The 13,529-nt window shown below is 47.3% G+C and carries 10 protein-coding genes; all 10 read left to right on the top strand.

The window, feature by feature from the left end; genetic code table 11:
• The coding region (locus B0H50_RS12425; protein ID WP_146193769.1) for a transposase at positions 1-523 on the top strand (523 nt) is incomplete at its 5' end.
• Between the two features lie 227 nt (positions 524-750).
• Complete coding sequence (locus B0H50_RS12420; protein WP_109587873.1) at positions 751-1,455, top strand: hypothetical protein; 705 nt, start codon at positions 751-753, stop codon at positions 1,453-1,455.
• Positions 1,456-1,603: 148 nt separating this feature from the next.
• A complete protein-coding gene (locus tag B0H50_RS12415; RefSeq protein ID WP_109587872.1) occupies positions 1,604-2,128 on the top strand; it encodes an adenine phosphoribosyltransferase in 525 nt (174 codons plus the stop codon).
• Between the two features lie 22 nt (positions 2,129-2,150).
• Positions 2,151-3,506 carry an NCS2 family permease gene (locus B0H50_RS12410; RefSeq protein ID WP_109587871.1) on the top strand — a complete coding sequence of 452 codons (1,356 nt, stop codon included), beginning with the start codon at positions 2,151-2,153 and terminating at the stop codon, positions 3,504-3,506.
• A gap of 76 nt (positions 3,507-3,582) precedes the next feature.
• On the top strand, positions 3,583-5,673 hold the full coding sequence (gene metG, locus B0H50_RS12405; protein ID WP_109587870.1) for a methionine--tRNA ligase: 2,091 nt from the start codon (positions 3,583-3,585) through the stop codon (positions 5,671-5,673).
• Positions 5,673-6,428, top strand: a complete 756-nt coding sequence (locus B0H50_RS12400) for a TrmH family RNA methyltransferase (protein WP_109587869.1) — start codon at positions 5,673-5,675, stop codon at positions 6,426-6,428. The genes metG and B0H50_RS12400 overlap by 1 nt, the downstream gene beginning before the upstream one ends.
• Positions 6,320-8,470 carry an ATP-dependent DNA helicase RecG gene (locus B0H50_RS12395; protein WP_233244824.1) on the top strand — a complete coding sequence of 717 codons (2,151 nt, stop codon included), beginning with the start codon at positions 6,320-6,322 and terminating at the stop codon, positions 8,468-8,470. Before B0H50_RS12400 ends, B0H50_RS12395 begins: the two co-directional genes overlap by 109 nt.
• A 63-nt stretch (positions 8,471-8,533) precedes the next feature.
• Positions 8,534-11,296 (top strand): valine--tRNA ligase, encoded by a 2,763-nt coding sequence (locus B0H50_RS12390; protein WP_109587874.1) that lies wholly within the window; start codon positions 8,534-8,536, stop codon positions 11,294-11,296.
• Between the two features lie 98 nt (positions 11,297-11,394).
• Complete coding sequence (locus B0H50_RS12385) at positions 11,395-12,474, top strand: glycosyltransferase family 4 protein (protein WP_109587868.1); 1,080 nt, start codon at positions 11,395-11,397, stop codon at positions 12,472-12,474.
• Positions 12,471-13,394 (top strand): lysylphosphatidylglycerol synthase transmembrane domain-containing protein, encoded by a 924-nt coding sequence (locus tag B0H50_RS12380; protein ID WP_106197230.1) that lies wholly within the window; start codon positions 12,471-12,473, stop codon positions 13,392-13,394. Before B0H50_RS12385 ends, B0H50_RS12380 begins: the two co-directional genes overlap by 4 nt.
• Positions 13,395-13,529: the final 135 nt, after the last annotated feature.

Genomic DNA, 13,529 nt, shown 5'->3' with positions numbered 1-13,529 from the left:
AGTCCTCGAAAAATGTTACGAGAAGGGTGCGTCCGATGCCAGGGTCCGTCGAGACGACATCATCGAGTTCAGGAAACGGCTGAAGAACGGGAAGGAACTAGTTCACAAGTCAAGGCTGGTCGAATACGTGGATCCGCATACCCGCAAGCGCTGGCAGCTGCTTACGAACAACATGGAACTGAAGGACGCCGAAGTTATCGAAATATACAAGCGAAGATGGCAGATCGAATCGCTCTACAAGCAGCTGAAGCAGAACTTCCCCCTGCACTTCTTTTACGGCGAAAGCGCCAATGCGATTGAGACGCAAATCTGGGTCGTGATGATTGCAAACTTGTTGGTAAAACTGGTCAAGGCGCAAGTGAATCGCGTGTTGAGCTTTTCGAATCTAGTCTCGCTACTCCGTCACTCGCTTGGATACTACTACGACCTTGTTCCGTTCCTCGAAAATCCTGAACGAGTAGCTGCAAGCTCTTTTGTCGGGGGCCGTTCACCACCCGGCCAGCTCCAGCTAAATCTTGTCTAGGGGGCCCGCAAAACGCAAAGGCACCGCTTTCTGTCGAAATCGGCGCGTATTCAGCATATTGTGTTTATGTTGGAACTTTTACCGGACAGCAATAAAAATAAATGAGAAATGAGGAGCGAGAAATGAGGAATGGAATGGCGCGCCGGAGCCGCGCTCGGTTTTGAGAACTTAGAGCTAAGAGCTTAGATCTTAGAAATTCTAAGCTCTAAAATCTAAGTTCTAAGATCTTGCATTACCGCGAAGCGGGCTTTCCGTTTTCTCATTCGCTGCGGCAAGCCGTTTTACTCACCAAATGTGTCCACACACTTTTGAATGGTGCCATTTTACTCACCAAATGGGTCATTGCACTTTTGAATAGTGACATTTTACCCGCCAAATGGGGCATTGCACTTTTGAAAGGTGCCGTTTTACTCGCAAAATGGGTCCATGCACTTTTGAATGGTGACATTTTACCCGCCAAATACGTCCATGCGCTTTTGAAAGGGGACATTTTACCCGCCAAATGCGTCATTGCACTTTTGAATGGTGCCATTTTACTCACCAAATGGGTCATTGCACTTTTGCAAGATGCCGTTTTACTCACCAAATGCGTCATTGCACTTTTGAATAGTGACATTTTACCCGCCAAATACGTCCATGCACTTTTGAATAGTGACATTTTACCCGCCAAATGGGGCATTGCACTTTTGAATGGTGACATTTTACCCGCCAAATACGTCCATGCACTTTTGAATGGTGACATTTTACCCGCCAAATACGTCCATGCACTTTTGAAAGGGGACATTTTACCCGCCAAATGCGTCATTGCACTTTTGAATGGTGCCGTTTTACTCACCAAATGGGGCATTGCACTTTTGAATGGTGCCGTTTTACCCGCCAAATGGGTCCATGCAACGCTGCGGGAAGATTTTTTAAATGAGAAATGTAGATGATGGCGCACCGGGGTTTTGAGAACTTAGAACGGAGAACTTAGAGCTTAGAACTTAGAAATCTCTAAGCTCTAAAATCTAAGTTCTAAGATCTGTTAATCATCAACTGATTTTTCTAATTTTTTCGGCAAAATTTTAAAAAGGCTTGACGATGAAAGATTTAAGCGATTATTTGCGTTCGATTCCAGATTTTCCAAAACCGGGAATTATTTTTCGCGATGTCACAAGCATTTTACAAAATGCCGACGGTTTTAAACTAGCGATTGATTCGCTGCTTCAAAAACTCGAAGGCGTCGAATTCGATGTCATCGCGGGCGCAGAATCGCGCGGATTTATTTTTTCGGCGCCTTTAGCTTACAAGCTCAATAAACCGCTCGCTTTAATCCGTAAAAAAGGAAAACTTCCTTGCGAAACGGTTTCGGCGTCTTACGCTTTAGAATACGGATTTGCAGAAATTGAAATGCATAAAGATTCGATTTCAAAAGGGCAAAAAGTCATTCTCATCGACGACTTACTCGCCACCGGCGGAACTCTTGAAGCTTCTGCAAAACTCATCGAAATGCTTGGCGGACACGTCGAAAAAATTTTAACTCTTATCGAACTTTTAGGACTTCACGGACGCGAAAAATTGAAAAAATACAACGTCGAATCCGTTTTAAGTTTCGAAGGAAAATGATTTTATTTCAAAAGGACCCACCATGGAAAAATTCTTCAAACTAAAAGAAAACGGTACAAATGCCAAAACCGAAGTCATTGCAGGCGTTACCACCTTCATGACGATGGCTTACATTTTGGCTGTGAACCCGAGCATTTTATCGGCCGCAGGAATTGACCCGACAGCCGCTTTAATCGCCACTTGCTTAGCCTCGTTTGTGGGCACCTTGCTTATGGCTTTTATGGCAAATTATCCGTTTGCCTTAGCACCTGGCATGGGCTTAAACGCTTACTTCGCTTACACCGTTTGCTTAACGATGGGATACGATTGGAAAATCGCCCTTGCTGCCGTTGCCGTCGAAGGAATCATCTTTATCATTCTCTCTTTGACGAATGTGCGCGAAGCGATTTTTAATGCGGTGCCTAGCACCTTGAAAAAAGGCGTGAGCGCAGGTATCGGTTTATTCATCGCTTTTATCGGTTTACAAGGATCGCATTTAGTCGTGAACAATAACGCCACTTTGGTGAGTTATGTTCATTTTTCAACGGCATTTCATACCGAAGGAATTTGTGCAATCCTTGCATTAGTCGGATTATTTGTAACGACGATTCTTTATACAAAGCGCATTCGCGCAGCCATTCTTTTGGGCATTTTAATTACTTGGATTTTGGGAATTATTTGCCAAGCTTTGGGCTTTTACACTGTCACTCCCGAAGCAGGATTTTATTCGCTTTATCCTTCTTTTGGCGTAACGGATTTTTCAAAATTCGGCGAAACTTTTGGTCAAGTTTTTAACGCAGATTTTTCGGGCGTGAGCATTTCGAATTTTATCGTCGTGTTGCTCGCCTTCTTATTTGTCGATATGTTTGATACGATTGGCACATTGGTCGGCGTTGCGACAAAAGCAAAAATGCTCGACAAAAACGAAAAGCTCCCCCACATTAAACCCGCTTTACTTGCCGATGCGATTGCGACTTTAGTCGGCGCTATTTTTGGAACTTCGACCACAACCACCTACGTCGAAAGTTCTGCAGGTGTCGGCGCCGGTGCGCGCACCGGTTTAGCTTCTGTCGTCACGGGCATTTTATTTTTACTCGCCATTTTCTTTGCGCCGATTTTCACTGCGATTCCTGGATTTGCGACAGCGCCCGCTTTAATCTTTGTCGGATTTTTCATGGTGTCTGCGGTCAAAGATATCGACTTCCACGATAAAACCGAAGCCGTTCCCGCATTCCTTTGCTTTTTAGCGATGCCGCTCATGTATAGCATTTCCGAAGGTATTGCAATTGGCGTGATTTCTTACGTTATCTTAAATCTTTGCACGAAACAAGCGAAAAAAGTGACACCGCTCATGTATATTCTCGCGGTTTTATTCGTGTGCAAATACGTGTTCTTATAATGAGAAAGGAACTTCTCGTTCCTAATTCTTCCTTAACTTCCGCTTCTTTGAAGCGGAAGTTTTCTACTTTTAGGCTATGAAAAATTTTTACGTTACTACTCCGATTTATTATGTGAACGATGCGCCGCATATCGGGCATTCTTATACCACCGTCCTCGCGGATATTCTTACCCGTTTTCACAAGCTTCTCGGTTACCAAACATTCTTCTTAACCGGAACCGATGAACACGGACAAAAAGTGCAGCGCGCTGCAGCGAAGCGCGGCGTCACCCCGCAAGAACACGTCGATGAATACAATCTTCGCTTCAAAAATCTTTGGAAGAAGATGGACATCGATTACGATTTTTTCATCCGCACAACCGATGCCGAGCACAAAGAATTTGTGCGTCAATGCCTGCAGATGCTTTGGGATAAAGGTGAAATTTATTCGAAGGAATACGAAGGTTGGTATTCTGTCGGCGAAGAACGATTCTTCACCCAAGATGAACTCGACGAAAATGGCTGCGATCCGATTAGTCATCGCCCCGTCGATTGGATTAAAGAAAAAAATTATTTCTTCAAAATGGGCTCTTACCAAAAGCAGCTCATCGATTACTTGGAAAATCACAAAGATTGGATTGTTCCCGATTATCGTTGGAATGAAATCCGCGGATTCTTGAAGCAACCGCTCAACGATCTTTGCATTAGCCGCCCGAAAGCACGCCTCAGCTGGGGAATTCCCCTGCCCTTTGACGAAGATTATGTGACCTATGTTTGGTTCGATGCGCTTCTCAATTATGTGAGCGCGGTGATGAAAATTGAAAACGGAAAACTCGTTCCGCGGAGAACTTACGCAAACGGCGAAACGATTTGGCCTGCGACTTATCATCTCGTCGGCAAAGACATTATCACGACACACAGCGTCTATTGGCCTACGATGCTTTTTGCCCTCGGCTTCCCGCTTCCAACGCACATTCTCGCGCACGGTTGGTGGCTCGTCGGCAACGATAAAATGAGTAAAACCACAGGCAATGTCGTAAACCCGATGGATTACATGGAAAAATACGGCGTTGATTCTTTCCGCTATTACCTCGCCCGCGATATGGTCGTCGGTCAAGATGCAAGCTTTACTCACGAAGGATTTATTCGCCGCATTAACAGCGACTTGGCAAATGATCTCGGCAACGTCGTGAACCGCGTTCACCGTTTAGTGCTCACGAATTTTGGAGGAATTCTTCCGAAGCCCGCGACTCCGTTTGGCGACGAAGAAAAAGCCATTCAAGCGCAAGCGGAAAAATTAAATGCGACCGTCAATAATTTGCTCGAAAACGTAAAGCTTTCGCAATCCGTCGAAGAAATCATGGGACTTGTGCGTTCTGTGAACCGTTACTTCGAAGTGAAAGCACCGTGGAAACTCGCGAAAGACGAATCGAAGAAAGATGAACTTTCGACCGTTCTCTTTGTCGCAGCCGAAGCCGTTCGCATTGCGCTCAGCTTCCTTTCTCCGATTATTCCGGCGAAGAGCCGCGAAGGCCTCGCGATGCTCGGCACAAGCCTCGAAGGCGTGCAAGATTTGAATTGGGGAAAATTCCAAGGCGGTGAAAAATTTGGCGAAGGCGCAGCGCTTTTCCCGCGCATTGTCGAAGAAGTGAAAAAGCCCGAAGCGCAACCGAAGCCGAAGCAAAATAAGCCGTTAAACGCCGAAGATGTTCCGGCGGCGATGGATATTCGCGTGGCAAAAATTTTAAGCGTCGAAAATCATCCCGATGCCGATTCTCTCTATGTGCTGAAAGTCGATGCGGGCGAAGCAGAACCGCGCACCATTTGTTCGGGACTTCGCGCAAGTTACACCGCAGACGAATTGCAAAATCGCATGATCGTCCTCTTCGCCAATTTAAAACCCGCGCCGCTCCGCGGCATTATGAGTAACGGAATGCTCTTTGCCGGCGATACCGATGCCGAACACATTTGCAAACTCATCGCTCCGCCCGAAGGCGCAAAGCCCGGTGAACGCGCCACCTTTAACGGAATTTCTCCGTCTTCTGAATCCCGCATTCTCAAGGTCAAAGATTTTGAAAAAATCTCCCTCGAAGCTCGCGGAAAAATCGTCACGTGGAACGGTCACGCTTTGGAAGTAAGCGGCAAAGCCGTGACTTGCGATGTTGCCGAAGGCGCAAAGGTGCACTAATGTATTCGGAGCGCAAATTTTTAGCCCTCGCCCAAGCGACACAAGCCAAGCGATTCGCTGAACTTTTGCGCATTCTGATTTTGCAGTTGGGAAATGATATTTCTCAAGTCAAAAGCGAATACACGCAATACGCCAACTGGTTAAAATTTCCCGCCGAAAAAAATCTCGACGGAAAAAATCAAACGGAACTCATTGAACTTTACAAGGAATTTCGCACCGAAGCCGGTCTCGGTTTTGAGCGCGATGTTTACTTGGAAAATGAACCGGGCGACCGCACCGAATCCGTTCTCCCGACAATTCCCTACGGCGTTCTCGTTCATAATTTACGCAGCGCCTTTAATGTCGGATCCATTTTCCGCACCGTTGATTGTCTCGGACTTTCGGCTGTTCACCTTTCGGGATATACCCCCGACATTTCGCACGCGATGCTCAAAAGCGCCGCACGCGGCACCGAAAAATGGGTCGAAAGCAAACGCTGGAATTCTCCGCTCGAATGCATCCGCTTTGCCCGCGAAAATGGATATGCGATTATCGCCCTAGAAACCGGCGAAGGGTCCGTTCCCATTCAAAACGTGGAATGGCCAAAGAATGCGCTCATTCTTCTCGGGAACGAAGAACTCGGCATTGCACCAGAACTTTTGAACGAATGTTCTCTCCGCGTCGAAATTCCGATGGCTGGACGCAAAGCGAGCATGAATGTGGCAAATGCATTCGCCATTCTCGCTTACGCGATTCGCAGCGGTTACCGATTTTAACGATGGATCTTTCTTCTCTTCCTGGACTTGGACCGAAGCGCATTAAAGCGCTCAACGAATCGGGACTTTTTACCGTTTCGGATTTGTTGTATAATATTCCGCGGACTTGGTTAGACCGCACGCGTTTAAATAAAATTGCGGAATGCAAAGCCGGCGATAATGCGATTCTCATCGGAACCATTCGCCGCGCAGGACTCGCTTACGGAAGAAGTTCTCGCTACATTGCGACTTTGGACGATGGCACAGGTCAAGTGAGCCTCATTTTTTTCCGCGGGCTCAAGCATTGGTCCAAAAGCGTTTCGGTCGGTTCTCGCTTTTGCGTCATCGGAAAATTAAGCGATTATCGCGGGCTGCAAATCGTGCATCCCGAAATGCAAAAACTCGAAGACGGCGAAGAATTTAACGGGAGCATTGAACCCGTTTACACGATTACCGAAGCCGAACACGCAGCTAAAATTGAGCAGAATTTTTTCCGCGCACTTTATCCGAAAATTTTTGCGCTGCCCAATCTCACAATTCCCAATTCACCGCCCGCAGAACTTCTCCAATTTTTAGGCGTTAGAAACATTCTCGAAAATTTGAAACGTTTGCATACTCCCAAAACTTTTGCCGAAGCGATGCAAGCGAAAATGCAACTCAAAAAATTGGAACTGCTCCCGTTTTGTCTGCGGATGAATGTGCGGAGGCGCAGTCTTGTCGTCCGCGGAAAATCCCGCGAAATTGACGAGAACGCCATTGCAAAAGCCAAAGCAGCGCTCCCGTTTGCGCTCACCCGCGGGCAAGAATCTGCGGTCAAAAAAATCTGCGAAGGACTTTCGGGAAAGAAGCAATTCCACGCACTTTTACAAGGCGATGTCGGCAGCGGAAAAACCGTCGTCGCAATGCTTGCGATGCTCGCGATTGCGAAAAGCGGTGAACAATGCGCGCTGATGGCGCCCACCGATATTTTAGCTAGACAACATTACAAAAGTTTAAAACCATTTTTTGATGCGGCGGGAATTCGCACAGCCCTTTTACTCGGCGCATGTTCTGCGACAGAAAAAAAATCGATTTCTGGCGAACTCCAAATGGGAATCACGCAAGTCGTCATCGGAACGCATGCGCTTTTTTCGAAAGATGTAATTTTTCAAAATTTGACATTTGTCGTCATCGATGAACAGCACCGCTTCGGCGTGAATCAGCGCGAAGCGCTTTTGCAAAAAGGTCACTTTCCCGATCTTCTCGTGATGAGTGCGACCCCGATTCCGCGGAGTTTAGCGATGACTCTTTACGGCGATTTGACGCCGATTGTGTTAAACGAAAAACCCGCGGGCAGAAAGCCTGTGAAAACGCGTCTTGTCGATCCGACGAAACGCGACGATATGAAAAAATTTTTGCTCAAAGAAGTGCAAAGCGGAAATCGCTGTTATTGGGTCGTGAGCCGCGTCGAAATCGATGGAGTCGGAAATACATTAAGCGTTGACGAAGTGAAAGAAGAATTAGAATCGTTCAGTTCTCTTTGGAAAGTCGGCGCAATTCACGGGCAAATGGACGAAGACGAACGCGACCGCATTCTAAGCGAATTTGCCTCGGGAAAATTACAAGTTCTCGTCGCGACGACCGTCATCGAAGTCGGCGTCAATGTGCCCGAAGCCAATTTGATGGTCATCGATGCGCCCGATCGTTTTGGACTTGCGCAGTTGCATCAGTTGCGCGGACGCGTGGGACGCGGAAATCAAGAAGCGTGGTGTTTTCTTCTTGTGCCCAATGCAAGCCCGGCACACGAACGCCTCGCCAATTTTGCAAGTACCGACGACGGATTCAAAATTGCCGAAATGGATTTGCAAGACCGCGGCGCCGGAAATTTAGAAGGCAAAGAACAAAGCGGCGCTTGGGTTTTCCGCTGGTTTGATTGGATTCAAGATCAAGGCATGATTCAAAAAATGCTCGAAACCGCCGAAGAAATTTTGGACAACAAACCGAATTTTTCCGTCGAAGTTCAAGAAAAAATTCAGAAATGGTATGCGACACTTCCGCAAGGAAATGCCGACGGCGTCCACTAAAAATTCTTGCGCAAAAAATTGCCGCAAATTTTATTCGGGGGAAATATCTATATTTGGCGCATTATGGAAATGGAAACTCGTTATAATCCGAAAGTTGTTGAAGCCCGCTGGCACGACCAGTGGAATAAAAATAATGATTTTGCCCCGAGCGGAAAGGGAGAACCGTTCTCCGTCGTGATTCCGCCGCCAAACGTTACCGGAGCGCTCCACTTGGGCCACGCGCTGAACGATACGCTGCAAGATATTCTCGTCCGCTACCGCAGAAAAACCGGCCGCGATACCCTTTGGATTCCGGGTACCGATCACGCGGGCATTGCCACGCAAGCCGTCGTCGAAAAGCGTCTTTTCCAAGATGAACATAAAACCCGTCACGACATCGGCCGCGAAGCTTTGGTCGAACGCATTTGGAAATGGAAAGACGAATACGAAGCGCGCATTACGACGCAGTTGAAAAGTCTCGGCGTGAGCTGCGATTGGAGCCGTCAGCGTTTTACGCTCGATCCGATTTGCGCGAAAGCCGTGCGCCACGCATTCTTTAATTTGTTCAAGAAAGGTTTGATTTATCGCGGCAAGCGCCTCGTCAACTGGGATACAAAACTCCAGACCGCAGTCGCTGACGATGAAATTTATTACGAAACTGTCAAAGGGCATTTCTGGACATTTAAATATCCGCTCGCCGATGGTTCGGGATACATTCCAGTTTCCACGACTCGCCCCGAAACGATTATGGGCGATACCGCTTTAGCCGTTCACCCGAATGATGAACGCTACAAAAAATTCATCGGAAAAATGTTAAAGGTTCCGTTTGTGAACCGCGAAATTCCGGTCATCGCCGACGCGATTCTCGTCGATATGGACTTCGGAACAGGCTCGGTGAAAGTGACTCCGGCGCACGATCCGAACGACTACGCGACAGGCCTTCGCCACAAGCTCCCGATGATTAACATCTTGAACGACGACGGTTCTTTAAACGAAAACGCCGGCGAATTTAAAGGCTTAAAAGGTCAAGCTGCCCGCGACGCTGTCGTCAAAGGCCTCGAAGATTTAGGCCTTCTCATCAAGGTCGAAGATCACGAAATGCAGGTCGGCCACTCCGACCGTTCGAAGACCGTCATCGAACCGTATTTGAGCGATCAATGGTTTGTGAAAATGGACATTCTCGCGGACAATGCGATGAAGGCCGTGACCAGCGGCGAAATTAAAATCATCCCTGAACGCTATGCGAATAAATACCTCGACTGGCTCAAGGAAAAACGCGATTGGTGCATTAGCCGTCAACTTTGGTGGGGTCACCGCATTCCGATTTGGCACGCCGACGAAAGCACAACCGAAGACGATTTGAAAAAAGCATTCGCAGGTCGCGATGACATTTACTTCTACAAAGCGCAGAACGGCATTTGGCTTATCTGCAGCGAAGAAGAAGATTTAAAAGACGACGCTGTCCCCGGCCACAAAATCGCCCGCGAAGAAGATGTGCTCGACACTTGGTTCAGCAGCGGACTTTGGCCGCATTCGACGATGGGCTGGCCCGAACAAACCGAAACGTTAAAACGTTACTACCCGACTTCCGTTCTCGTCACAAGCCGCGACATCATTACGCTTTGGGTCGCCCGCATGGTGCTGTTCTCGCAAGAAAACATGGGCACGGTACCGTTCCACACCGTTTACATTCACCCGAAGATTCTCGACGGCAATGGTCAAACGATGAGCAAATCCAAGGGCAATGGCGTTGACCCGATGGACATCGAAAAGAAATACGGAACCGATGCGCTCCGCTTCGTGATGGCTAGCCTTTGCACCGACAACCAAGACGTGCGTCTTCCGGTGAAAAAAGAAAAGCAAGAAGATGGCTCGGTCATCAACACCTCGGAAAAATTTGAAATCGGAAGAAATTTCAGCAATAAACTTTGGAACGCTTGCCGTTTCCTCTTCCCGCATTTGGAACAAGCCGGCGCCCTTTCCAAAGAAATGCTCCCGATGGATTCGAAGCTCTTCGCTCTCGAAGATCGTTGGATTTTGAGCCGTCTCAATTCGACGATTCAAGATGCGACGCGGATGCTCGAAGAATTCCATTTTGCAGAACTTGCCGGCTTCCTCTACCGCTTTGTGTGGGACGATGTTTGCTCGAGCTACTTGGAAATCAAGAAAGCGATTATCAACCGCGAAACTCTCGATGCCGAAAAGAAAAATGCAATGGCAATTCTCAGCCACGTGCTCCGCGGCGTCATCGACCTCTTGCATCCTGTGATGCCGTTCATCACCGAAGAATTGAACGCAACTCTCTTCCCGGGCTCGGAACGCGTGATCAACAGTACTTGGCCCAAAGCCGACGCAAGCCTCATCGATGCGAATATCGAAAAGGAATTTGCGCAAGCCTTCGCCGTAGTCGAAAGCGTTCGCGGTGTCCGCGGTCGTTATAGCGTAAGCCCCGCAACAAAACTCAAAGCGGTCTTAAGCGTAGACGATGCAGCAACCGAAAAATCGGTGAAAGAATGCGACGCAATCATCACCGAACTCGGCGGTCTCGAATCGCTCACGGTCGCGGTGAAAGCTGCCAAGCCGAAATTCAGCGCAAGCTCTGTCGTCCCGGGCGGCGAACTTTACATTCCGCTCGAAGGCATCTTGGATCCTGCAACCGAAATCGCTCGTCTCGAAAAAGAAATCGAAAAAGCGAAATCCTTTGCCGCATCCATCGAACGCAAACTTTCTAATCAAAAATTTGTAAGCGGAGCTCCCGAAGCGGTCGTAAACGCCGAACGGACAAAGCTCGCCACGCAAATGGACATCATCGCAAAAGATGAAAAAGCCTTAGAAGAATTGCGTTAAACTTTTTCGCATTGTTATAAAGCCCCCGCCAGGGGGCTTTTCTTTTTGAATTGACAAACTTTCTAGGAAATTCTTTTTGCTTTAATTATTTTTGTAAAATGAAAATTGCAGTAGACGCCCGCATGATTACCCGTTCTGGAATTGGAACTTGCATTCGAGAATGGATTCCTCGAGTCAAATATTCTATCGTCCTCGGGAAAGAGGAAGATTTACGCGATTACAAAAATTCTTTTGAATCTCTCGTGCCCTTTGACTGCGGCATTTACGGCTACAAAGAGCAGCTCAAATTTCCCTATCGAAAACTCAAGAAGCAAAAGCCCGATGTGCTGCACATTCCGCACTGCAATGTTCCGCTCTTTTACCGCGGAAAAATGATTGTAACCATTCACGATTTGACGCATTTAATTTATCCGCAATTTCTCCCGTTCCGCGCTGTCCTTTGGTATTTCAAATTTATCTTCCGCTTCGCCACTTGGCGCGCGAATCGCATCTTGACCGATTCCGAAAGCACGAAGCGCGACATCATCCGATTCTTTCACACGCCCGAAGAAAAAATCACCGTCGTCCCTCTCGGCGTCGGCAGTGAATTTGTAAAAAAAAGCGCAGCCGATTTAGAATATCTCTACGAAAAATTTTCCATTCCGCGCAATAAAAAATTATTGATTTACGTTGGCAATTTACTGCCGCACAAAAATCTTTCCACTTTACAAGAAGCCTTAGCCCAAATGCCCGCTCGCGAAAATTGCCGATTGATTTTAGTCGGGAAAGCTTTTGACGGGCGCACGCGCGCAAACCGCGAAGCAGAACTCGGCATTTCAAATTTGACGATTCACGCGGGAGTTGTCAACCAAGAAGATTTGGCAAATCTTTACAACCTCGCCGATTTATTTGTGCTGCCGTCGCTTTACGAAGGCTTTGGACTTCCCGTTTTAGAAGCGATGGCTTGCGGAACTCCAGTCGCGTGTTCTAACACGTCATCTCTTCCCGAAGTCGGCGGAAATTTTGCGCATTACTTTAATCCGACAAATGCGACGGAAATGGCTGCGGTCATTCAAAGCGCTCTCAATTGCAAAGCGGAAGAATCCGAAAAATTGATCGCTCACGCACAAGAATTTAATTGGGAAAAATCTTCGCAAAAAATTATCGAAATTGCAAAGCAAGTCGCCGAGGAAGCATGAAGAAACGCATTCTCGCTTGGCTAAAATTACTCGTGAGCGTTCTCGGCATCGGCTACATTTTTTACAAAGTTCCGTTCGAAAGCATCCGCGAAAATTGGACAGCGCAAACGTTACCGTGGCTTCTCTTCCTTTTATTCATCACATGGATTTCGATGTTCATCCAAGCCAATCGTTGGCGCGGACTTTTACTCGATGAAGGGAAGAAAATCCCCTTCCGCACATTCTACGCTTACATTGCGCTCGGTTATTTTTTCACCGCATTTCTCCCCGGCGGATTCGGCGGAGACGTCGTCAAATCCGTCGCCCTCGGGAAACGTTTCAATCAAACGCCGCGCTCCGTCGCAGCCATTCTCATCTCGCGGGTGCAAGGCCTTTTAATGCTTTTCTTGCTCTTCTTCATTTCGCTCCCGTGGGTTTTATTGCATTATTCCGTTCCGATTTCATTTACCCTCGGCATGGGCGCAGCCCTTTTGATTTCTGTATTCGCCATTCTATTTTGTTGCTTCTCGGACAAAGTCAAACTACCCGAGAGCATCACGAACCGCATTCATTTTATTCCGAAATTACAAGCCGCGCTTGCGCTTTACCGCAATCAGAAAAAACAATTTTTCCTTTCTTTCTTCGATTCATTTTTACTGCAACTCATCGTATTCGTTACCGCTTACGGTTACTTTAAAGCCATCGGAATTTCTCTCGATTTTCGTTTAGTCGTCGTCTTTAATGCGATTACGATTATCGTCACCATGCTCCCGATTTCTTTGAACGGCATCGGCGTCCGCGAATGGGTCATCGTGACCTTATACACCGGAATTTTAGGAATTCCCGCTGACAAAGTTCTCGCAGGAAATCTTCTCGGCTACATTCTCATCCTTTTTCAAGCGGTTCAAGGCGGAATCGTTCTCGCCGCAAAGCGCCGCTAATATTTCCGCGCAAAAGTTAGCGAAAAATTACACAAAAATGGGCTCTTCATCAACATGTGTGGGTGGCTTCGCCACCCTTTTTTTGTTGACTTTCGCCTAAATCAAACAAAAAAAATGGGCTATTTTCTAAAATTT

The sequence above is a fragment of the Hallerella porci genome, assembly GCF_003148885.1.
Classification (GTDB): domain Bacteria; phylum Fibrobacterota; class Fibrobacteria; order Fibrobacterales; family Fibrobacteraceae; genus Hallerella; species Hallerella porci.
This window is presented reverse-complemented; position numbering and strand designations above follow the sequence as displayed.

Excerpts from the sequence above, each read along its gene's own strand:
- metG (WP_109587870.1), top strand. The coding sequence starts at position 3,583 with ATGAAAAATTTTTACGTTACTACTCCGATTTATTATGTGAACGATGCG.
- B0H50_RS12395 (WP_233244824.1), top strand. The coding sequence starts at position 6,320 with ATGTTCTCTCCGCGTCGAAATTCCGATGGCTGGACGCAAAGCGAGCAT.
- B0H50_RS12410 (WP_109587871.1), top strand. The coding sequence starts at position 2,151 with ATGGAAAAATTCTTCAAACTAAAAGAAAACGGTACAAATGCCAAAACC.
- B0H50_RS12415 (WP_109587872.1), top strand. The coding sequence starts at position 1,604 with ATGAAAGATTTAAGCGATTATTTGCGTTCGATTCCAGATTTTCCAAAA.
- B0H50_RS12385 (WP_109587868.1), top strand. The coding sequence starts at position 11,395 with ATGAAAATTGCAGTAGACGCCCGCATGATTACCCGTTCTGGAATTGGA.
- B0H50_RS12390 (WP_109587874.1), top strand. The coding sequence starts at position 8,534 with ATGGAAATGGAAACTCGTTATAATCCGAAAGTTGTTGAAGCCCGCTGG.
- B0H50_RS12400 (WP_109587869.1), top strand. The coding sequence starts at position 5,673 with ATGTATTCGGAGCGCAAATTTTTAGCCCTCGCCCAAGCGACACAAGCC.
- B0H50_RS12380 (WP_106197230.1), top strand. The coding sequence starts at position 12,471 with ATGAAGAAACGCATTCTCGCTTGGCTAAAATTACTCGTGAGCGTTCTC.